Origin of the sequence: Pseudomonas khavaziana (genome assembly GCF_036704165.1) — a bacterium.
Taxonomy (GTDB): domain Bacteria; phylum Pseudomonadota; class Gammaproteobacteria; order Pseudomonadales; family Pseudomonadaceae; genus Aquipseudomonas; species Aquipseudomonas khavaziana.
On sequence record NZ_CP129946.1, the window covers coordinates 4165561 to 4187517 of the forward strand.

18 protein-coding genes are annotated in these 21957 nt (G+C 60.7%); 13 read left to right on the forward strand and 5 right to left on the reverse strand.

Features of this window, described 5'->3' with window-relative positions:
* Positions 1-45: 45 nt before the first annotated feature.
* A complete protein-coding gene (pbpG, locus tag QYQ93_RS18335; RefSeq protein WP_043048710.1) occupies positions 46-969 on the forward strand; it encodes a D-alanyl-D-alanine endopeptidase in 924 nt (307 codons plus the stop codon).
* Between the two features lie 126 nt (positions 970-1095).
* Here the strand turns inward: pbpG and QYQ93_RS18340 are convergent, their stop codons facing one another.
* On the reverse strand, positions 1096-1758 hold the full coding sequence (locus QYQ93_RS18340) for a peptidase C39 family protein (RefSeq protein ID WP_043048711.1): 663 nt from the start codon (positions 1756-1758) through the stop codon (positions 1096-1098).
* Between the two features lie 337 nt (positions 1759-2095).
* Here QYQ93_RS18340 and QYQ93_RS18345 point away from each other — a divergent pair, with 337 nt between their 5' ends.
* Positions 2096-2257, forward strand: a complete 162-nt coding sequence (locus tag QYQ93_RS18345; RefSeq protein WP_338475202.1) for a hypothetical protein — start codon at positions 2096-2098, stop codon at positions 2255-2257.
* Here QYQ93_RS18345 and QYQ93_RS18350 read toward each other — a convergent pair.
* Entirely contained in the window at positions 2254-2664 is a 411-nt protein-coding gene (locus tag QYQ93_RS18350; RefSeq protein ID WP_124356202.1) for a hypothetical protein, read from the reverse strand. The genes QYQ93_RS18345 and QYQ93_RS18350 overlap by 4 nt on opposite strands.
* 202 nt (positions 2665-2866) lie before the next feature.
* Between QYQ93_RS18350 and QYQ93_RS18355 the strand changes: the two genes are divergently transcribed.
* The 4 genes from QYQ93_RS18355 (at position 2867) to QYQ93_RS18370 (ending at position 9389) form a co-directional block, all read left to right on the forward strand.
* Positions 2867-6088 (forward strand): efflux RND transporter permease subunit, encoded by a 3222-nt coding sequence (locus QYQ93_RS18355; protein ID WP_338475203.1) that lies wholly within the window; start codon positions 2867-2869, stop codon positions 6086-6088.
* Positions 6078-7247, forward strand: coding sequence for an efflux RND transporter periplasmic adaptor subunit (locus QYQ93_RS18360; protein WP_338475204.1), 1170 nt, complete (start codon positions 6078-6080; stop codon positions 7245-7247). Before QYQ93_RS18355 ends, QYQ93_RS18360 begins: the two co-directional genes overlap by 11 nt.
* The gene (locus tag QYQ93_RS18365; RefSeq protein WP_338475205.1) at positions 7231-8649 is read left to right on the forward strand and encodes an efflux transporter outer membrane subunit; all 1419 of its coding nucleotides are present in this window, start codon (positions 7231-7233) and stop codon (positions 8647-8649) included. Before QYQ93_RS18360 ends, QYQ93_RS18365 begins: the two co-directional genes overlap by 17 nt.
* 281 nt (positions 8650-8930) lie before the next feature.
* Entirely contained in the window at positions 8931-9389 is a 459-nt protein-coding gene (locus tag QYQ93_RS18370) for an REP-associated tyrosine transposase (protein ID WP_338475206.1), read from the forward strand.
* A 120-nt stretch (positions 9390-9509) separates the two neighbouring features.
* On the opposite strand, the gene QYQ93_RS18375 is transcribed toward QYQ93_RS18370, so the two are convergent.
* A complete protein-coding gene (locus QYQ93_RS18375) occupies positions 9510-10793 on the reverse strand; it encodes a Zn-dependent hydrolase (RefSeq protein WP_043048719.1) in 1284 nt (427 codons plus the stop codon).
* Between the two features lie 163 nt (positions 10794-10956).
* Positions 10957-12447, reverse strand: coding sequence for an NCS1 family nucleobase:cation symporter-1 (locus tag QYQ93_RS18380; RefSeq protein WP_124412602.1), 1491 nt, complete (start codon positions 12445-12447; stop codon positions 10957-10959).
* Between the two features lie 594 nt (positions 12448-13041).
* On the opposite strand from QYQ93_RS18380, the gene hydA reads away from it, so the two are divergent.
* From hydA to preA, 3 genes are all read left to right on the forward strand, one after another.
* Positions 13042-14481, forward strand: a complete 1440-nt coding sequence (gene hydA / locus QYQ93_RS18385; RefSeq protein WP_338475207.1) for a dihydropyrimidinase — start codon at positions 13042-13044, stop codon at positions 14479-14481.
* 159 nt (positions 14482-14640) lie between these two features.
* On the forward strand, positions 14641-16008 hold the full coding sequence (locus tag QYQ93_RS18390; protein ID WP_338475208.1) for an NAD(P)-dependent oxidoreductase: 1368 nt from the start codon (positions 14641-14643) through the stop codon (positions 16006-16008).
* A complete protein-coding gene (gene preA / locus QYQ93_RS18395) occupies positions 16008-17282 on the forward strand; it encodes an NAD-dependent dihydropyrimidine dehydrogenase subunit PreA (protein WP_124412605.1) in 1275 nt (424 codons plus the stop codon). Before QYQ93_RS18390 ends, preA begins: the two co-directional genes overlap by 1 nt.
* Before the next feature lie 110 nt (positions 17283-17392).
* On the opposite strand, the gene QYQ93_RS18400 is transcribed toward preA, so the two are convergent.
* Complete coding sequence (locus QYQ93_RS18400) at positions 17393-18013, reverse strand: TetR/AcrR family transcriptional regulator (protein WP_043048725.1); 621 nt, start codon at positions 18011-18013, stop codon at positions 17393-17395.
* A gap of 115 nt (positions 18014-18128) precedes the next feature.
* Between QYQ93_RS18400 and copC the strand changes: the two genes are divergently transcribed.
* The 4 genes from copC to QYQ93_RS18420 all read left to right on the forward strand — a co-directional run bounded on the left by copC (position 18129) and on the right by QYQ93_RS18420 (position 21927).
* Positions 18129-18494, forward strand: a complete 366-nt coding sequence (copC, locus tag QYQ93_RS18405; RefSeq protein ID WP_043048726.1) for a copper homeostasis periplasmic binding protein CopC — start codon at positions 18129-18131, stop codon at positions 18492-18494.
* 3 nt (positions 18495-18497) lie between these two features.
* Positions 18498-19355, forward strand: coding sequence for a copper homeostasis membrane protein CopD (gene copD / locus QYQ93_RS18410; protein ID WP_043048728.1), 858 nt, complete (start codon positions 18498-18500; stop codon positions 19353-19355).
* A 274-nt stretch (positions 19356-19629) separates the two neighbouring features.
* The gene (locus QYQ93_RS18415; protein ID WP_338475209.1) at positions 19630-20892 is read left to right on the forward strand and encodes an OprD family porin; all 1263 of its coding nucleotides are present in this window, start codon (positions 19630-19632) and stop codon (positions 20890-20892) included.
* Positions 20893-21108: 216 nt separating this feature from the next.
* Positions 21109-21927: an NAD-dependent epimerase/dehydratase family protein gene (locus QYQ93_RS18420; protein WP_043048730.1), complete on the forward strand. Its 819-nt coding sequence runs from the start codon at positions 21109-21111 to the stop codon at positions 21925-21927.
* The last annotated feature ends 30 nt before the right edge of the window (positions 21928-21957 follow it).

Below are 21957 nucleotides of genomic sequence, written 5' to 3' on the forward strand. Positions count from 1 at the left end.
CCCGTTCCCAGACGGTATTTCTTACTTTTTAGCGAGTTCATCCGCGTGAAAATTCGTCTCTCTATTGTCAGCCTGTTTTTCGCTTTCACAGGCACCTTCGCCCACGCCGCCGAATCCACCCTGGCCCCGCGTGACGCCTCCAAGCTGCAGATCGCCTCCGGCAGCGCCATGCTGGTGGATCTGCAAACCAACAAGGTCATTTATTCCAGCAACCCCGACGTGGTGGTGCCTATCGCCTCGGTGAGCAAGCTGATGACCGGCCTGATCGTCCTCGAAGCCAAGCAGAACATGGACGAATACATCGACATCAACATCACCGATACGCCCGAGATGAAAGGCGTGTTCTCGCGGGTAAAGATCGGCAGCCAGATGCCACGCAAGGAGATGCTGCTGATCGCGCTGATGTCCTCGGAAAACCGCGCTGCGGCAAGCCTTGCCCACCACTATCCGGGGGGCTACGCGGCCTTCATCGCGGCAATGAACGCCAAGGCCAAGTCCTTGGGCATGACCAGCACCCACTATGTTGAGCCCACTGGCCTGTCGATCCATAACGTGTCGACCGCCCGCGACCTGAGCAAGCTGCTGGCCTATGCGCGCAAGTTCCCGATGCTCAGCCAGTTGAGCACCACCAAGGAAAAGACCGTGGCGTTCCGCAAGCCCAACTACACCCTGGGTTTTTCCAACACCGACCACCTGATCAACCGCGCCAACTGGGACATCAAGCTGACCAAGACAGGCTTTACCAACCAGGCCGGGCATTGCCTGGTGCTGGTAACCAGCATGGGTAACCGCCCGGTTTCGCTGGTGATCCTGGATGCCTTTGGCAAGTTCACTCATTTTGCCGACGCCAGCCGCATTCGCAGTTGGGTCGAGACCGGCAAAGGCGGCGCGGTGCCGGACGTGGCGTTGCGCTACAAGGCTGACAAGAATCTGAAGAATCGGGGGAATGCGGTAGAGGTTCGCCGCTAACTGACCACCATCTTATTGAAATAAGCAGGCCCAATGTGGGAGGGGGCTTGCTCCCGATAGCGGTGTGCCAGGCTATAAAACTTATCCTGACCAACCGCTATCGGGAGCAAGCCCCCTCCCACATTTTTATTTGCGTTCTGCCAACACTTTGAGCGCTTGGGCCGCTGCCCCTTCCTGCCCCGCCTGGCCCGTTGCATTCGCCGCATCACGCCAGCGCTGCGCATCCACATTGGCCGGCAACTGGCTCGGCCGCTGAGTCAGGATGGCCCAGTGCCCCGCACTCTTCCACGCCGACTCGAAGTCGCTGAATCCCATGGCCAATCGGCGCTCGTTCCCAGAACGCAGCAACACCGTACTCTTCTGCTGGTTGAACCCCACCACCACGACATAGCGCGCCCCGGACCAGAAGCTGGAGTTGATTCGGGCCATTACCGGGTAACCGGCCGCCACCTGCGCAAGCAGCGCAGTCAGCTTGGCATCCAGCGGGTAGACCATCAGCCCGTATTCACGGGCCAGTACCTGCATGTTGCGTTCAAGACCCGCCTCAGCGCCCGGAAGACGCAGCGGCTTATCCAAAAGCCCGGGTGTCATGACAATGCCTTGTTGCGACAGCATGCTGGCCAATGCCGTAGGACCGCTTTGATAAGCCTCGCTGCGGAAGGTCGGCACGCCGTTGAGCTCAACGCGCTCCGGCAGGCCAGGCAGTTTCGACGGCTGGCTGGAACAAGCCCCGAGCCCCAGGGCAACAGCCAGCAGAAAGGATGTTCTAACGTTCGACCGTGTGCGCAATTTTTGACTCTCTTGATCAACTGCCGGTAAAGGCCCCGATCATAGCCCAATCGCGCTTTCTCTATCCTGTAGGAGCGAGCTTGCTCGCGAAAAACTTGCAGGCGCCGCGTTTACTCAGGAAGCCCGCGTCACCGTTGAAATTTTTCGCGAGCAAGCTCGCTCCTACAGTGGACCGCGCAAGACCGTACATCTATAGCTGACCAGCGCAGTAAAGCGCGGCTGATAGAGCAAACAAGTTGGACAGACTCGACCATTGGTCAATAGCAGGCAACCGCCGTGTAGCTAGACTGTCCATTGAGAAGACTGTGTGTGCCCCAAGGGGCGAAAGGAGGCCCGAATGAGCCTTGCTACGACGATTTTCCTGTTGATCTGTGGTTGGCTGGCGGTCGCCGCCGCCATGCTGTGGGGCGTAATGCGCGTGACCCGCAGGCATCATCACCCCCACGTCAAACCCGCAGCCCCCGCCAAGCCTCCCAAGGCGACAGCGCATCACACCTAGCCGGGCATGCAATTGAAGTCCTGGGTCGCCGCGATTTCCTTGCCGTGCCCATCCTCGAGGGTCGCACGCACGGTGGTGCCCAGGCTCGACTCCACCAGAGTGTAGTGTTCGCCCGCCTTGAAATGCTTGTACTCGATCCGACCCTGGCAATCCTGCTGGTTGTCGTCGCCTGGCTCCTCTTCAAATAACGTCACGTCCAGGCGATGGTCCCCCGGGGTCACTTCAAAATAGCGGCCATCATCCACGCGCTTGCCGTCGACCCGTTCGGCCATCAGGTCATTCGGCGCTTCTTCCTTCAAGCCGATCCAGGCTTCGCTGGGGTCCGCCTTGGGGATTGGGCCGGCGCAGGCCGAGAGCAACAATACAACGCCAAGTGCGGGAATCAACAACAGTGGTTTAAGTGACATGGCAGGGCTCCAAAGGCATCAAAAAAGGTGTATCCGATGGCTGACAAGCTTGATCAGCCCGCCTTTGTAGAACAAATGAATACATATGAAAGGATCTTCAGCCGTTAACTAAATCTTCCTTCACCTGGCTGAAAGGTGCGTGTTAGGTGGGTCGGGCAAGACTGCCGGGGTTTGCAACCCTGCTTTTCTCGGAGACTCACGCATGCTCGGGCTGGTAAAGACCGCACTGCAAAAGCCGTACACGTTCATCGTGTTGGCCATATTCATCTGCATCATCGGGCCCATGGCGGCCTTGCGTACACCTACTGACGTGTTCCCCGATATCGGTATACCGGTGGTCGCCGTGGTCTGGCAGTACAACGGCCTGTCCCCGGACGCCATGGCCGGGCGGGTGATCTACACCTATGAACGTTCCTTGAGCACCACCGTCAACGACATCGAACATATCGAATCGCAATCGTTGCCCGGCATGGGCATCGTCAAGATCTTCTTCCAGCCGGGGGTCGATATCCGCACCGCCAACGCCCAGGTCACGGCGGTGTCACAAACCGTGCTCAAGCAGATGCCGCCTGGCATTACCCCACCGCTGATCCTCAACTACAGCGCCTCCACGGTGCCGATCCTGCAAATGGCGTTCTCCAGCCCCAGCCTGTCGGAAGCCAGGATCCGCGACCTGGTGCAGAACAATATCCGCCTGCCCCTGAGCGCCCTGCCCGGCCTGGCCATGCCCACGCCGATGGGCGGCAAGCAACGGCAGATCACCCTCGACCTTGACCCACAGGCCCTGGCCGCCAAAGGCTTGTCGGCCCAGGACGTGGGCAATGCCCTGGCGCTGCAGAACCAGATCATCCCGGTGGGCACCGCCAAACTCGGCCCCAACGAATACACAATTTTGCTCAACAACAGCCCCAAGGCGATCGATGAGCTCAACGACCTGCCGATCAAGACCGTCGATGGTGCGCTGATCACCATCGGCCAAGTGGCCCACGTGCGCGACGGCTCACCACCCCAGACCAACATCGTGCGCGTCGACGGTCATCGCGCAGTACTGATGCCGGCGCTGAAAAACGGCAGCATCTCGACCCTGTCGATCATCGACGGCATCCGCCAGATGCTGCCGCGCATCAACGAAACCCTGCCGCCTTCACTGAAAACCTCGCTGCTGGGTGACGCTTCGGTGTTCGTCAAGCAATCGGTGGGCAGCGTGGCCCAGGAAGGCATCATCGCCGCGTTGCTGACCAGCGCGATGATCCTGCTGTTCCTCGGCAGCTGGCGCTCGACCCTGATCATTGCCGCATCGATTCCCCTGGCGGTACTGTCGGCCATTGCGCTGCTGGCGGTCAGCGGGCAAACCCTCAACGTGATGACCCTCGGCGGGCTGGCATTGGCTGTGGGGATCCTGGTGGACGACGCCACGGTGACCATCGAAAACATCAACTGGCACCTGGAACAAGGCAAGGCGGTGAAGACTGCGATCCTCGACGGTGCCGCACAAATCGTCGGCCCGGCGTTCGTCTCGCTGCTGTGCATCTGCATCGTGTTCGTGCCGATGTTCTTGCTGCAAGGCATCGCCGGTTACCTGTTCCGGCCGATGGCCCTGGCGGTGATCTTTGCCATGGCCAGCTCATTCATCCTGTCGCGCACCCTGGTGCCGACGCTGGCGATGTTTCTGCTCAAGCCGCACACACCGGAGCCAGGCGTTGGGCATCATCCTGAAGACGCGTTCATCAACCACCATGAAGGCGAGCAGCACGAGCAGCCGCGCAATGCCGCGCTGCAAGCCGTGTTGAATTTCCAACAGGGTTTCGAGCGCCATTTCTCGAATATCCGCGACACCTACCATGGCTTGCTGACGTTGGCCCTGGGTCATCGCAAGCGCTTTATCGTGGGTTTTCTGGCCTGTGTAGTCGCGTCCTTCCTGCTACTGCCAAGCCTGGGCCAGGACTTTTTCCCGGCCACCGATGCAGGAGCCCTGGCGCTGCACGTGCGCTTGCCGCTGGGCACGCGCATCGAGGAAAGTGCCGCGGCCTTTGACCGCATTGAAGCGCGGATCCGTGAAGTGATCCCCGCCGAAGAACTGGACACCATCGTCGACAATATCGGCATCCCGCTCAGCGGCATCGACATGGCCTACAGCAGCAGCGGCACCATCGGCCCGCAGGATGGGGACATCCAGGTCACCCTGAAAAAAGACCATGCGCCCACCGCCGACTACGTGAAAAAACTGCGTGAAGCCCTGCCGCAAAGTTTCCCCGGCAGCCACTTCGCCTTCCTGCCGGCCGACATCAGCAGCCAGATCCTTAACTTCGGCGCGCCGGCCCCGCTGGATGTAAAAATCTCCGGGCGCAGCGATGCAGAAAACCGCGCCTACGCCGTGGAACTGGAGCGGCGTCTGCAACATGTGCCGGGCATCGCCGACCTGCGTATCCAGCAGTCCACCGGCTATCCATCGTTGCAGGTGAATGTCGACCGCATGCGCGCCAATGGCCTGGGCATCACCGAGCGCGACGTCACCAACAGCATGGTCGCCTCCCTCGCCGGCAGCTCGCAAACCGCACCGACCTTCTGGCTTAACCCGGCCAATGGCGTGTCCTATTCCATTGTTGCTGCCACCCCGCAATACCGCCTCGACAGCTTGCCGTCCCTGGAAGCGCTACCCGTGACCGGCGCCGGTGGCCAGTCGCAGATCCTTGGCGGCGTGGCCACCATTTCCCGTGTGCAAAGCCCGGCAGTGGTCACCCACTACAACATCGAACCCACCCTGGACCTGTATGCCAACGTACAAGGCCGCGACCTGGGCGGCGTCGCCCGAGACGTGCAAAAAGTCTTGGATGACACCGCCGCCATGCGCCCCAAGGGTGCGACGATCAGCCTGCATGGGCAGATCGATGCGCTGCATGAGGCGTTCAGTGGCTTGAGTTTCGGTTTGCTCGGCGCGGTCGTACTGATCTATCTGCTGATCGTGGTCAATTTCCAATCCTGGGCCGACCCCTTTGTGATCATCACGGCCTTGCCGGCTGCACTGGCGGGCATCGTGTGGATGCTGTTCCTCAGCGGCACCTCGTTGTCGGTGCCGGCCCTTACCGGAGCCATCTTGTGCATGGGCGTGGCTACCGCCAACTCGATCCTGGTGGTGAGCTTCTGCCGTGAACGCCTGGCCGAACATGGCGATGCATTGAAGGCGGCGCTGGAAGCTGGCTACACACGCTTCCGCCCGGTGTGCATGACCGCCCTGGCGATGATCATCGGCATGCTGCCCCTGGCGATTTCCGAAGAGCAGAACGCCCCGCTCGGCCGCGCGGTAATCGGCGGCCTGATCTTCGCCACCCTCGCCACCCTGTTGTTTGTTCCCGTGGTCTTCAGCCTGGTCCACGGACGTCACCCTACTCGCGCTGCAGCTGGAGAAACCGCACATGTCGTCTGATCAAAAAACCTCGCGCAAGCGTCTGATGCTCATGGGTGCCGGCGGCCTGACGTTGGCCACCCTGTTGGTCGCCAGTGGCCTGCACGCCCGCACGTTGCACGAACAATCGGTCACTGCCTGGACCGAGGCTGCCGCCATCCCCCAAGTGATGGTATTTCAACCCAAGCAGAACGCCGCCGGCGATACACTGCGCCTGCCCGCGCACCTCGAGGCCTGGAGCAAGGCGCCGATCCATGCGCGGGTCAGCGGTTACTTGAAGGACTGGAAAGTCGACATCGGCAGCCAGGTTCAGGCCGGGCAGATCCTCGCCGAAATCGACAGCCCCGACCTTGATCAACAACTGGCCCAGGCCCATGCGCGGCTGATCCAACAACAAGCGAATGCGCGCCTGGCCGCCACCAGCGCGACCCGTTGGCAAAACCTGCTGGCCAGTCACTCGGTATCGCACCAGGAGGCCGATGAAAAAACCTCCAACGCCGCGGCGGCCAAGGCCAACGCCCAGGCCGCCGCGGCCGACTATGCGCGACTGTCGGCGCTGGAAAGCTACAAGACCATTCGGGCGCCATTCGCCGGCACCATTACTGCGCGCAACACCGATATCGGCCAGTTGATCAAGGCCGATACCGACAGCGACCCTGAGCTGTTCAACATTGCCGACACTCACCAGTTGCGCCTGTATGTGCCGGTGCCGCAGAACTATGCAGCGGTAATCCGTCCTGGCCTGGAAGCCGAGTTGACCGTGCCCGAACACCCTGGCGAGCACTTCAAGGCACGCCTGATCGGTGACTCCACCGCCATCGACCGCCGCTCCGGCACCCTGCTTGCCCAGTTCGTTGCCGACAACCCGAACGGCGAACTGCTGCCCGGCGATTACGCCGAAGCCACCCTGCCGATCCCGGCCGATACCCATGGCGTGAGCATCCCGGCCAGCGCCTTGATCTTCCGCGCCCAGGGCACCCAGGTTGCGGTGTTGGACAAGCACAATCATGTGCACCTGCAAGCCATTCATATCGGCCTCGACCTGGGCGAACGCCTGGTGATCGACCAAGGCCTGAAGCCCGCCGACCGCATCATCGACAACCCGCCCGATGCCCTGCGCGAAGGCGACTCGGTGCAACTGGCTGACGCCTCCGGAGGTGCCCATGCGCCCAAGGCTTAAACCCCTCGCCGCTCTAATGCTGCTGGCATTGCAGGGGTGCTCGATGGCGCCCACCTACACAGTGCCGAGGGTGGACCTGCCGACTCATTACCGCGAACAGACCAGCGACGGCCCGTGGCACAGCGCACAACCGTCCGATCAATTGGCGCCAGAATGGTGGAAGCTTTACAACGACCCAACCCTGGATAACCTGCAACAGCGCCTACTCGAGGCCAACCCGGACCTGGCGGCAGCGCTGGCGCATTTCGATGCGTCCCAGGCGTATGCCAGCCAGTTGCATGCCGGCCTGTTCCCGCAAATCACCGCCAGTGCACAACCGCTGCGCCAGCGACAATCGGATTCGCGACCGCTGCGCGGCAGCACGCAGCCGTCGGTGTACAACAGCAACACTGCTGGCTTTTCCCTGAGCTATGACCTCGACCTGTGGGGCAAAGTCCGCAACCAAGTGGCTGCAGGGGATGCCCAGGCGCAAGCGAGCGCCGATGACCTGGCGGTGGCGCGATTGAGCCTTCAACACCAATTGGCCAGCTTGTATGTGCAGCTCAACGGGTTGGATGCACAGGGCCGGATACTCGACAGCTCACTGGAGGATTTCAGCCAGGCGCTACAACTGACCCGCAGCCGTTATGAAGGCCAGATCGCTTCGGAGCTGGACCTGACACGCGCGCAAAACCAACTGGCGCAAGCCAAGGCCGAACGCGATGAAGTGCGCGGGCAACGCAACCTGACCGAACATGCCATTGGTGAATTGGTGGGGGTGGCGGCCAGCGATTTTTCATTGCCGCCCAGCCCGCAGTTGCTTGCGTTGCCAGGGGTTCCGTCGCAGTTGCCGAGCCACCTGCTGCAACGCCGCCCGGATATCGCCGCGGCGGAACGGCGGGTGTTTGCGGCCAACGCGAATATCGGCGTGGCCAAGGTCGCGTGGTATCCGGATTTCAACCTGACCGGGTTGATGGGCGGGCAAACCCAAGGCGTGGGTAACCTGCTGTCGGCAGGCAATCGCTATTGGGCGCTGGGACCGCTGGTGAATCTGCCAATCTTTGATGGCGGCCGGTTGAGTGCCAACGAACGCCAGGCCGAGGCCGAGTTTGAAGAGGCCTCGGCGCAGTACCGTAGTCAGGTGTTGAAAGCCGTGAGAGAGGTCGAAGATAACCTGGGCCAGCTAAGGGATTTGCAGCAGCAAGCGCAGGATGAACAAGCGGCGGCGGATGCGGCACGGTATACCCAAGCCCTGGCGATGAACAGCTATCAGGCCGGGGCGGTTAGTTACCTGGATGTGGTCACCGCGCAGACGGCAGCGTTGCAGGCGCAGCGGACATTGCAGGCAGTGCAGACGCGGCAGTTGCAGGCGAGTGTGGGACTTGTGACCGCACTCGGCGGCGGCTGGCAGCCAGGGGCCTGACATCATTCTACGACCTAGCACAGCCCTAAATGTGGGAGGGGGCTTGCTCCCGATTGCGGTATTTCAAACACTGCATCATTGACTGACCGACCGTCATCGGGAGCAAGCCCCCTCCCACATTGGTTCTGCGCCAGACACACAATGTATGAACATCGCGGAACTCATGTGGGAGGGGGCTTGCCCCCGATTGCGCCCTTCCAGACACATCCGGCCAAAAGCCTGCCCACCAGCTTCTTGCTCTGCGACCTAGCCTCTCTAGACACATCTGAGAGGGCCAGGGAATGGCAGATTTACCCGCTTCACACCGCCTGCGCATCGGTCGATTCAGCGAGTCGAATCGCATCTACCTCATCACCACCAACACCCATGAACGCCTACCGATATTCAACAACTTCCATCTCGGTCGCCTGGTGGTCTGGCAATTTCGCATCGCCCAGTACCAAGGGCTGGCGAAGTCTCTGGCATGGGTGATCATGCCCGACCACTTTCATTGGATCATCGAGCTACGAAAAGGCTCGCTGGCGGATTTGATGTGTCAGGTGAAAACGAAAAGCACGCGCACCGTGAATGGTGCAAGCGGCCGTAAGGGGCGGTTATGGCAGGAGAGCTTCCACGACCGTGCCCTGCGCAAGGAAGATGACTTGGTGAAAATGGCCCGGTATGTGGTGGCCAATCCATTGCGAGCGGGGTTGGTCGAGCGGATTGGCGACTACCCACTGTGGGATGCCATCTGGGTATAACTTCAAATACAGTTCAAATGTGGGAGGGGGCTTGCTCCCGATAGCGGTGGTTCAGTTAATACACACGTACCTGACACACCGCTATCGGGAGCAAGCCCCCTCCCACATTTTTACCGCGTTTCAGGCCGCCAGCTTGCCGCTGGCAATGGCCGCTGAAGCGGCCACCATCGCGCGCAGCAACACCGCACACCCCGCCGCCAAATCATCCGGTGCGGCGTTCTCGATTTCGTTATGGCTGATACCACCTTCACACGGCACGAAGATCATCCCCGCCGGGCCCAGTTCGGCGACGAAGATCGCGTCGTGCCCTGCCCCGCTGACGATATCCATGTTCGACAGGCCCAGGCTATTGGCCGCATCGCGCACGGCATCGACGCAGCCTTTGTCAAAGTACAGCGGCGGGAAATCGGCGGTGGGTTCCATCTCGTAAGTCAGCCCATGTTTGGCACAGGTGTCATCGATCACCTGGCGTACCTGGGCAATCATCGAATCCAACCGCGCAGGCTCCAGGTGACGAAAGTCGAGGGTCATGCGCACTTCACCGGGAATTACGTTGCGCGAGCCCGGATACGCCTGCAGGCAACCCACGGTGCCGCATGCATGCGGCTGGTGCCCCAGCGCGGCCGCATTCACCGCTGCCACCACCGCTGCCGCGCCCACCAGGGCGTCCTTGCGCAGGTGCATGGGCGTCGGCCCCGCATGGGCTTCCACGCCACGCAATTTCAGGTCGAACCACTTCTGCCCGAGGGCGCCGAGGACCACACCGATGGTTTTCTTTTCATCTTCCAGGATCGGCCCCTGTTCGATATGGGCTTCAAAATACGCGCCAACCTTATGCCCGCTCTCAGGCCGGGTTCCGGCGTAGCCAATGGCGTTCAACGCCTCACCCACGCTGACGCCATCCACATCGACCTTGGCCAAGGTCTCGGCCAGGCTGAATTTCTTGGCGAACACCCCGGAGCCCATCATGCACGGCGGGAAGCGTGAGCCTTCTTCGTTGGTCCACACCACCACTTCCAATGGCGCCTCGGTTTCGATCTTTAGATCATTGAGCGTACGCAGCACCTCCACGCCAGCCAACACACCAAAACATCCGTCGAACTTGCCGCCGGTGGGCTGGGTGTCGATGTGGCTGCCGGTCATCACCGGGGGCAGGTCGGGATTACGGCCCGGGCGGCGGGCGAAGATATTGCCGATGCCGTCGACGGTCACGGTGCAACCGGCCGCTTCGCACCACTGCACGAAGAGGTCGCGGGCCTTGCGGTCGAGGTCGGTAAGGGCCAGGCGACACACCCCGCCCTTGGGGGTGGCGCCGAGTTTGGCCAGGTCCATCAGCGACTGCCACAAACGGTCGCGGTTGATGTGCTGATGGGTCGATTGCAGAACGTCGATGGCAGCGTTCATGGGGATCTCCTCAGTCTGTATTTCTTATGATTGCAACAGGTGGAACGCGGTCCAAATGTGGGAGGGGGCTTGCTCCCGATTGCGGGGGCCAGTCACACATGCATTGGCTGAATGACTGCTATCGGGAGCAAGCCCCCTCCCACATTTGGTTTGCATTTCACATTCACTGCAACGGTGATTTGGCAGCCACTGGGTTGGTCGCACGCTTGGCATTCAAGCCGTAATACAACACTCCACCCAACGCCGAACCGGTGAACCAGCCATAGCTGTAGAACCAGCTGAACGCATCGCTGCCCAGAGACAGCAGCGTCAGCACCACCGGCACACCAAAGGCGATAAAACCGCTCCAGTTCCAGGCCGGGTACACGTCATCGCGGTACAGCCCCGCCAGGTCCAGCTGCTGTCTGCGGGTAATGAAATAGTCCACCACCATGATCCCGGCGATCGGCCCCAGCAGGCTCGAATAGCCCAGCAGCCAGTTGGAATACACCGTCTCCAGGCTCACATCGGAAACGATCAAGCCGAGTTTTTTCAGCAACTCATGGGCCATCAGCGCCAGCCCGACCAGGCCGGTCAGGATCACCGCCGTGGTGCGGTTGATCAGCTTGGGCGCGATGTTCTGGAAGTCGTTGGTGGGCGAGACAATGTTCGCCGCCGTGTTGGTGGACAAGGTGGCGACAATGATCAGCGCCATCGCCACGGCCACCCATACCGGGCTCTGGATATGGCCGATCAGGGTCACCGGGTCAGAGACACTGACCCCCACCAGTTTTACCGAGGCGGCGGTCATGATCACGCCGAGGGCGGCGAACAGGAACATGGTCAGCGGCAAGCCGAAAATCTGCCCGAGGATCTGGTCTTTCTGGCTCTTGGCGTAGCGGCTGAAGTCGGGAATGTTCAGCGACAAGGTGGCCCAGAACCCCACCATCGCCGTCAGCCCCGCCATGAAGTAGCCGGTGAGGCTCGCGCCTTCAGGGCGCTTGGGTGGGATCGCCATCAGTTCGCTGAGGGACACATTCGGCATTGCCCACACCAGCAGGCCAACCCCCACGGCCACCAGCAGCGGCGCCGATAAGGTTTCCAGGCGCTTGATCGACTCTGCGCCACGCAGCACCACCCACAGGTTCAGGCACCAGAAGATCATGAAACCGATCACCTCGCCGGTGCCACCGAGGGCCTTCCAGCCGTCGAAAATCGAACCCAGGAACAGGTGGATCGCCAGCCCGCCGAACATGGTCTGGATACCAAACCACCCACAGGCCACCAGCGCACGGATCAGACAGGGCACGTTGGAGCCAAGGATGCCAAAGGATGAACGCAGCAACACCGGAAACGGTATGCCGTACTTGGTGCCGGGAAACGCGTTGAGGGTCAGTGGGATCAGCACCACGATATTGGCCAGCAGGATCGCCATCAGCGCCTCGCCCACCGACAGCCCGAAATACGCGGTGAGCACACCGCCCAGGGTGTAGGTGGGCACGCAGATAGACATGCCGACCCACAGCGCCGTGATGTGCCACTTGTTCCAGGTGCGCTCGTGCACCTTGGTGGGTGCCATGTCGTGGTTGTAGCGAGGGCTGTCGAGGACGTCGGGGCCGGCGTCGAGTTCGTACAGGCCGTTGCGCTCGATGACTTGCGATCTGTTCTGTTGCATGGCCGCTCCACGGTTTTTTTAAAATTATTTTTTGCTCACCTGAACGTTGTGTCCAGGTGGCCGGAGTACCGCGTAAACAACATGACATCACGGGCTCCCGCCAGCCGCCACTGCACTCAATTACCGTGCCGACACCCTAACTTGAACCCGCACCGTTTATATAAGGTGCTGATGTTATTCAACTTTCAGATTGCATCAAGGCGACTATTCACGTTACGCAGGCTACATAACGCCAAAGTTATCCAAACCGTCCGGACTCAATCTGGTGCAACACAATTATTTTTATTTGCCGACGCCGTCAAGCGGCATATCTCAAGCGCCTGATTTGCAATAAGAAATGTTGTTCAAAAGCAGAACCTGTCAAGTGCGTCAAAACGGTGAGGCGTTGCTACATTTTGGTGAATTTATAATTTTCACTATATAAATCAGTAATTTAATATCAGAAAAAGCTGAGGAAAAATCTTCTTGCCCAATCCAAAAACTCGGGCTAGTTTCTATTCCTGTCACCGATGACAGGAATCAACCGACCATCGGCGTGCAGTATTACAACACTTAGAACTGGCACAAGCCGGTCAAGCCTGTGAGGAACTCGACATGTCGCTGTTGATCCGTGGCGCCACCGTTATTACCCATGATGAAAGTTACCGCGCCGATGTTTTATGCGCAGGCGGTCTAATTCGCGCCATTGGCACGGATCTGGAGATTCCCGCCGGCACTGAAATACTCGATGGCAGCGGCCAATACCTGATGCCGGGCGGCATCGACCCCCATACCCATATGCAACTGCCCTTCATGGGCACAGTGGCCAGTGAAGACTTTTTCAGTGGTACGGCGGCGGGCTTGGCCGGTGGCACCACATCGATCATCGATTTCGTGATTCCCAACCCGCAGCAATCGCTGATGGAAGCGTTTCACCAGTGGCGCGGCTGGGCGGAGAAGTCCGCCTCCGACTACGGCTTTCATGTGGCAATCACTTGGTGGAGCGAGCAGGTGCGCGAGGAAATGGCCGAATTGGTCAGCCATCACGGCGTCAACAGCTTCAAGCATTTCATGGCCTACAAGAACGCGATCATGGCCGCCGACGACACCCTGGTGGCCAGCTTCGAACGCTGCCTGGAACTGGGCGCGGTGCCCACCGTACATGCCGAAAACGGCGAATTGGTGTACCACCTGCAACGCAAGCTGATGGCCCAGGGTATCACCGGGCCGGAAGCGCATCCGCTGTCGCGCCCGTCCCAGGTGGAAGGCGAAGCGGCCAGCCGGGCGATTCGTATTGCCGAGACCATCGGTACGCCGCTGTACCTGGTGCATGTGTCGACCAGGGAAGCGCTGGATGAGATCACCTATGCCCGGGGCAAGGGCCAGGCGGTGTACGGCGAAGTGCTCGCCGGCCACCTTCTGCTGGATGACAGCGTCTACCAGCACCCCGACTGGCAGACCGCCGCCGGCTATGTGATGAGCCCGCCGTTCCGCCCGCGCGGGCACCAGGAGGCTCTATGGCACGGCCTGCAATCGGGCAACCTGCACACCACCGCCACCGACCATTGCTGCTTTTGCGCCGAACAGAAAGCCGCCGGGCGTGACGACTTCAGCAAGATCCCCAACGGCACCGCCGGCATCGAAGACCGCATGGCGCTGCTGTGGCACGAAGGCGTCAATACCGGGCGCCTGTCGATGCAGGAGTTCGTTGCACTGACCTCCACCAACACCGCGAAGATCTTCAATCTCTACCCACGTAAAGGCGCGGTGCGCGTAGGTGCCGATGCCGATCTGGTGCTGTGGGATCCGCAAGGCACGCGAACGATTTCCGCCAAGACCCACCACCAGCAGGTCGACTTCAACATCTTCGAAGGCAAGACCGTACGTGGCGTGCCGAGCCACACCATCAGCCAGGGCAAGCTGGTCTGGGCCGATGGCGACCTGCGCGCCGAACGCGGTGCCGGGCGCTATGTGGAGCGGCCGGCGTATCCGTCGGTGTTTGAGCAGTTGAGCAAGCGGGCGGAGCATTCCAGACCTACAGCCGTAAAACGCTGACCTTCCCCTCGATGATCGTTCCCCCGCTCTGCGTGGGAACGCAGCCAGGGACGCTCTGCGTCCCGAGAGCAGACGCAGAGCGTCCATTGAGGCATTCCCACGCAGAGCGTGGGAACGATCGCCCGCCAGAGGCAAAACAAAAACCGTGAGGCCCACACCGTGATCCAGACCCTGACCCACCTCCCCCATCCCCGCGAAGACGGGGCTACCCTCGCCAGCCAATTCACCGACCTGGCACCGCCCCTCAACGCCCGCCAGGCCCAACTGGAAGCCTCGCGCTGCCTGTACTGCTACGACGCGCCCTGTGTGAATGCGTGCCCCAGCGAGATCGACATTCCGTCGTTCATCCGCAATATCCACACCGACAACGTCCAGGGTGCCGCGCAGAAAATCCTTTCGGCCAACATCCTCGGCGGCAGTTGCGCCCGGGTCTGCCCCACGGAGATCCTCTGCCAGCAAGCCTGCGTGCGCAACAACGCCGAAGAATGCGCCCCGGTGCTGATTGGCCTGCTGCAACGCTACGCCATCGACAACGCGCACTTCAACGAGCACCCGTTCCAGCGCGCCGCACCCACCGGCAAACGCATCGCCGTAGTCGGCGCCGGGCCGGCGGGCCTGGCCTGTGCCCACCGTGCCGCATTGCACGGCCATGAGGTGGTGATCTTCGAAGCCCGGGAAAAAGCCGGTGGCCTGAACGAATACGGGATCGCCAAGTACAAACTGGTGGATGATTTTGCCCAGAAGGAACTGGATTTTCTCCTGCAGATCGGCGGCATCGAAATTCGCCACGGCCAGCGCCTGGGCGACAACCTGAGCTTGAGCGAACTGCACCAGCAGTTCGATTCGGTGTTCCTCGGCCTCGGCCTGGCCGCCAGCAAACAGCTCGGCTTACCCCACGAAGAGGCCCCGGGCCTACTCGCCGCCACCGACTACATCCGCGAACTGCGCCAGGCCGATGACCTCAGCCAATTGCCCCTGGCCGACCGCTGCATCGTACTCGGCGCCGGCAATACCGCCATCGACATGGCCGTGCAGATGGCTCGCCTCGGTGCCCGGGATGTGAACCTTGTGTACCGCCGCGGTCTGGCGGACATGGGCGCGACCCACCACGAACAGGACATCGCCAAGGCCAATCAGGTGCGGCTGTTGACCTGGGCCCAACCCGAAGAAGTGTTGCTCGACGATCAGGGGCGCGTACGCGGCATGCGTTTCGCCCGCACCCGCCTGGACAACGGTCGCCTGCTGCCCACCGGCGAAACCTTCGAGCTGGCCGCCGACGCGATCTTCAAGGCCATCGGCCAAGGGTTTGACGGCGACGCGCTGCATGACCCATTGGCTCAGCAACTGCACCGTGTGGGCGAGCGCATCTTCGTCGACGAACAGCTGCGCACCAGCATCCCTGGCGTGTATGCCGGCGGTGATTGCGTCAGCCTCGGCCAGGACCTCACCGTCCAGGCCGTGCAACATGGCAAGCTGGCCGCCGAGGCCATGCACGCTCAACTCATGCTGAATGTGGAGGCTGCGTAATGGCCGATCTCTCGATTGTATTCGCCGGTATCAAGGCTCCTAATCCATTCTGGCTGGCCTCCGCACCACCCACCGACAAAGCCTACAACGTGGTCCGCGCTTTCGAAGCTGGCTGGGGCGGCGTGGTGTGGAAAACCCTGGGTGAAGACCCGGCAGCGGTCAACGTGTCGTCGCGTTACTCAGCACATTACGGCGCCAATCGCGAAGTGCTGGGCATCAACAATATCGAACTGATCACCGACCGTTCCCTGGAGATCAACCTGCGGGAAATCACCCAGGTCAAAAAGGACTGGCCCGACCGTGCGCTGATCGTATCGCTGATGGTGCCGTGCGTTGAAGAATCCTGGAAAAACATCCTGCCCCTGGTGGAGGCCACCGGCTGCGACGGCATTGAACTGAACTTCGGCTGCCCCCACGGCATGCCCGAACGCGGCATGGGCGCCGCCGTCGGCCAGGTGCCGGAGTATGTGGAGCAAGTAACGCGCTGGTGCAAGACCTACTGCTCGTTACCGGTGATCGTCAAGCTCACGCCGAATATCACCGACATCCGCGTGGCGGCGCGGGCAGCGTATCGCGGCGGTGCGGATGCGGTGTCGCTGATCAATACCATCAACTCCATTACCAGCGTGGATCTGGAACGCATGGTCGCCCTGCCGATGGTCGGCACCCAGAGTACCCATGGCGGTTACTGCGGCTCGGCAGTGAAGCCGATTGCCTTGAACATGGTGGCTGAAATTGCCCGTGATCCTCAGACCCAAAGCCTGCCGATCTGCGGTATCGGCGGTATAGGCAACTGGCGCGATGCCGCGGAATTCGTCGCTTTGGGCTGCGGCGCGGTGCAGGTATGCACAGCGGCGATGCTGCATGGGTTTCGCATCGTTGAAGAGATGAAGGATGGCTTGTCGCGGTGGATGGACAGCCAGGGTTACACCAGCCTGCAGGACTTTTCCGGGCGGGCGGTGGGCAATACCACGGACTGGAAGTACCTGGATATCAACTACCAGGTCATCGCCAAGATTGACCAAGAAACCTGCATTGGCTGTGGGCGTTGCCATATTGCGTGTGAAGATACCTCCCACCAGGCGATTGCCAGCTTGAAGCAGGTGGATGGCACGCATAAATATGAGGTGATCGATGATGAGTGCGTAGGCTGCAACCTGTGCCAGATCACCTGCCCGGTGGCGGACTGTATCGAGATGGTGCCGATGGACACGGGCAAGCCGTTTTTGAATTGGACCCAGGATCCGAGGAACCCATACCGGGAGGCTGTGTAGCCCTTTAGATCTCTATCGGGAGCAAGCCCCCTCCCACATTTTGACTTGTGAATACAGTCAAATGTGGGAGGGGCTTGCTCCCGATGGGGCCCTAAGCCCCACCATCCCACTCAAGGCTCCAACCCAATCCCCCGCAAAATCACACTGGTCACGGTCTGGATCGCCTTCTCGAACTGCATGTCCGACAACGGCTGGTGGTCGTTCAGGATCTTCACCTGGTGATCAAAGTCGGCATAGTGCTGGGTCGAGGCCCAGATCATGTACAGCAGGCTTGAAGGCTCCACCGGCAGGATGCGTTTGTCTTCCACCCACTGGCGAATTTTCGCCTCCTTCATCTTGGCCCAGTCGTACAGGCTTTCATCCAATGCCTCACCGAGGGTCGGCGCGCCGTGGATGATTTCATTGGCCCAGACCTTGGAGCCATAAGGTCGTGTCCGCGAGCGCTGCATCTTGGCGCGGATATAACTGCTGAGCACCACCCGCGGGTCGTCGAACGTCTCGAAGCTCAGGGCGTCCTGCTTCCACAACTCGAGCAGGTCGAACAGCACCGCGCTGTACAGCTCGCTCTTGGTGGTGAAGTAGTAATGCAGGTTAGAGCGCGGCAGTTGCACCTCTTCGGCGATGTCGGCCATGGCGGTGCTGCCATAGCCTTTTTCGGCGAAGACTTTTTCTGCGGCCAACAGGATTTTTTCGACGTTGACCCGACGAATTCCACTCTTGTGATTGCCCATAAGGGCTCCCTGACAACAACACGGCCTAAAGACTACCATCGGCTCTAGATCGGGGCGACAGGCGCGGTGCAAACTTCGTACACTGCTTGTCCTTCCCATTGATTGGTATTGAACAATGTTGATCAAGAAAGCCCTGACTACCGTTACGCTGTTGGCATCCCTGCTGGGCGCTTCGGCAGCGTTTGCCCATGCCCACCTCAAGAGTGCAGAACCTGCGGCCGACAGCAGCGTCGCCGCGCCGAAAGACCTGCGCCTGACCTTCAGCGAAGGCGTCGAGGCGACGTTCACCAAGGTATCCCTGAGCAAGGACGGCACCGAAGTCGCCATCAAGGGCCTGGAAACCCCGGACGCCGACAAGAAAGTCCTGGTAGTGACACCTGCTGCACCGCTCGCGGCGGGCAATTACAAAGTGGTATGGAACGCGGTGTCGGTCGACACCCACAAGAGCAACGGTGAATACAGCTTCAAGGTCGGCCAATAACCCATGGCGACGTTGCTGGTGCTGTGCCGCTTCCTGCATTTCGTGGTGGTGCTGTTGATGTTCGGGGCCTGGGTGTTCAGGCCCTGGCTGCTCGGCACTCAAAGGCAGCCGGCATTGGACCGGCAATTGCTGCGCATCACCCGTGGCCTGGCCTGGGTGGGACTCGGTTCCGGCCTGGTGTGGTTGCTGTTGATCACCGCCAGCATGGCCGGCAGTTGGGATGCGGCGCTGCAACCGGCCACAGTGCAACTGGTGTTGGGCAAGACCTTCTTCGGCCAGGTATGGGCCTGGCATCTGCTGCTGAACCTGCTGCTGGTGATCGCGCTGATCAAGCCCTGGCCAGTCTTGCGCATGCCATTGATCGCCCTGCTGCTGGCGACCCTGGCCCCCGTTGGCCATGGCGCCATGCTCGATGGGCTGAGTGGGCAATTGCTGATCCTCAACCAGGTGGTGCATCTGCTGTGCGTAGGGGCCTGGCTGGGTGGGTTGCTGGTTCTGGTGCTGATCCTCAGACACGCGCAAGAGCACCGGTTGGAGCCGATTCTGCGCCGCTTCAGCGGCGTGGGTTATGGCCTGGTCGCAGGCTTGCTGGTAACCGGCTTGATCAACGTGCGCGTGCTCACCGGGCAACTGTGGCCCACGCCGTTGTTCAGTGGTTTCGCCCTGATTCTGTTGATCAAGGTGATGCTGGTGCTGGGTATGTTGGCGCTGGCGCTGCTGAACCGGCTGCGCCTTGATCGCTGCGAACAGCGACTGGGCAGCTTGAAAGCCAGTGTGATGGTGGAGTGGCTGTTGGGGGTCTGTGCAGTGGCCGCGGTTTCACTCCTTGGCACCCTGCCGCCGATGGTCCTGGCGGGATAAATCCACGGCAATTTTTTAAAGTTGAACTCGGTCAAATGTGGGAGGGGGCTTGCTCCCGATAGCAGTGTGTCAGTCACATTCATTCCAACTGATACACCGCCATCGGGAGCAAGCCCCCTCCCACATTTGACCATGCCCGCTTTATATCAAGGCTCGCCAGGTCATCGTATAACTTCTGCTTGACACACCCCGAAAACCCCGCAAATATCCCGCTCAATGTTGTACGACGACGTATAACAAATAATAAAAACAACAAAAGAAAGGGAGCCTCACTGTGAGTCAATTCGCCCGCAATTGCTCTGCGCGCCTGGGCCTTATCAGCCTCGGCAGCCTGGCCGTCACCCTACCCCTGGCCGTCCAGGCCGAGGGTTTTATCGACGACACCAAGGCCACGCTCAACCTGCGCAACGCCTACTTCAACCGCAACTTCACCAACCCGACCAACCCCCAGGGCAAGGCCGAAGAGTGGACGCAGAACTTCATTCTCGACGCCAAGTCCGGCTTTACCCAAGGCACCGTGGGCTTCGGGATCGATGTGCTGGGCCTGTATTCGCAAAAACTCGATGGCGGCAAAGGCACCGCCGGCACCCAATTGCTGCCGGTGCATGACGATGGCCGCCCCGCCGATAACTTCGGCCGCCTGGGCGTGGCGCTGAAGACCAAGCTATCGAAGACCGAATTGAAGGTGGGCGAATGGATGCCGGTGCTGCCAATCCTGCGCTCCGATGATGGCCGTTCCCTGCCCCAGACCTTCCGTGGCGGCCAGGTCACGTCCAATGAGATAGCCGGCCTGACCCTCTACGGCGGCCAGTTTCGCGGCAACAGCCCGCGCAACGACGCGAGCATGGAAGATATGTTCATGAACGGCAAAGCCGCCTTCACCTCCGACCGCTTCAACTTCGGTGGCGGCGAATACACCTTCAATGACAAACGCACCCAGGTTGGCCTGTGGTACGCCGAACTCACCGATATCTACCAGCAGCAATACCTCAATCTGACCCACAGCCAACCCGTGGGCGACTGGACCCTGGGCGCCAACCTCGGCTTCTTCAACGGCAAGGAAGACGGCAGCGCCCTGGCCGGCGACCTGGATAACAAGACCGTTTCCGCCCTGTTCTCAGCCAGATACAACGGCCACACCTTCTACGTCGGCCTGCAGAAGCTCACCGGCGACAGCCTGTGGATGCGCGTCAACGGTACCAGTGGCGGCACCTTGGCCAACGACAGCTATAACGCCAGCTACGACAACGCCAAGGAAAAATCCTGGCAGTTGCGCCATGACTTCAACTTCGTGGTGCTCGGCGTCCCTGGGCTGACCCTGATGAACCGCTATATCAGTGGCAGTAACGTGCACACCGGGGCGATCACCGATGGCAAGGAATGGGGACGCGAATCGGAGCTGGCCTACACGGTGCAAAGTGGTGCGTTGAAAAACCTCAATGTGCGGTGGCGCAACTCCACCATGCGCCGGGATTTCAGCAATAACGAGTTTGATGAGAACCGGATATTTGTCAGCTATCCGATATCACTGCTTTAAATGCGGGAGAGCTTTTGTAGGAGCGAACTTGCTCGCGAGAAACCTATGGGCACCGCGTTTATTCAGAAAACACGCGTTATCGTTGCCGCTTTTCGCGAGCAAGCTCGCTCCTACATTGAAAGTCACTTGTCTGGAAGGGCGTTGACAACACAGGGAATCCCTAACACTATTTCCCTATAGTCATACGACAACCTACAACAAAAATCTGGAATGCCCATGACCACCACAACGCCCGCTCCCTTTAACCGCCTACTGCTCACAGGCGCCGCCGGCGGCCTCGGCAAAGTCCTGCGCGAACGCATGCGCCCTTACGCCAAGGTCCTGCGCCTGTCGGACATCGCCGACATGGCCCCTGCTGCCGGCGCTCACGAAGAGGTACAGCCCTGCGACCTTGCCGATAAACACGCTGTGCACCACTTGGTGGAAGGCGTCGACGCCATCCTGCACTTTGGCGGCGTATCGGTGGAGCGCTCGTTCGAAGAAGTGCTTGGTGCCAATATCAGCGGTATTTTTCATATCTACGAAGCCGCCCGCCGCCATGGGGTCAAGCGAGTGATCTTCGCCAGCTCCAACCATGTGATCGGCTTCTACAAGCAGGGCGAACAACTCGACGCCCACTCCCCGCGCCGTCCGGACAGCTACTACGGCCTGTCCAAGTCCTACGGCGAGGACATGGCCAGTTTCTACTTCGACCGCTACGGCATCCAGACCGTGAGCATCCGCATCGGCTCCTCGTTCCCGCAACCCCAGAACCGCCGAATGATGCACACCTGGCTGAGCTTCGATGACCTGACCCAGTTGCTCGAACGCGCGCTGTATACGCCCGATGTCGGCCACACCGTGGTCTACGGCATGTCGGCCAACCTCGACACTTGGTGGGACAACCGCTACGCCGCGCACCTGGGCTTTGCGCCCAAGGACAGCTCCGAAGTGTTCCGCGCCCAGGTCGAAACCCAGCCGCCAGTGGCCGCCGATGACCCGGCTGCGGTCTACCAGGGCGGGGCCTTTTGCGCGGCAGGGCCGTTCGGTGACTGAGTGCATAGCAACCCAAGGGAATGAGTAGCC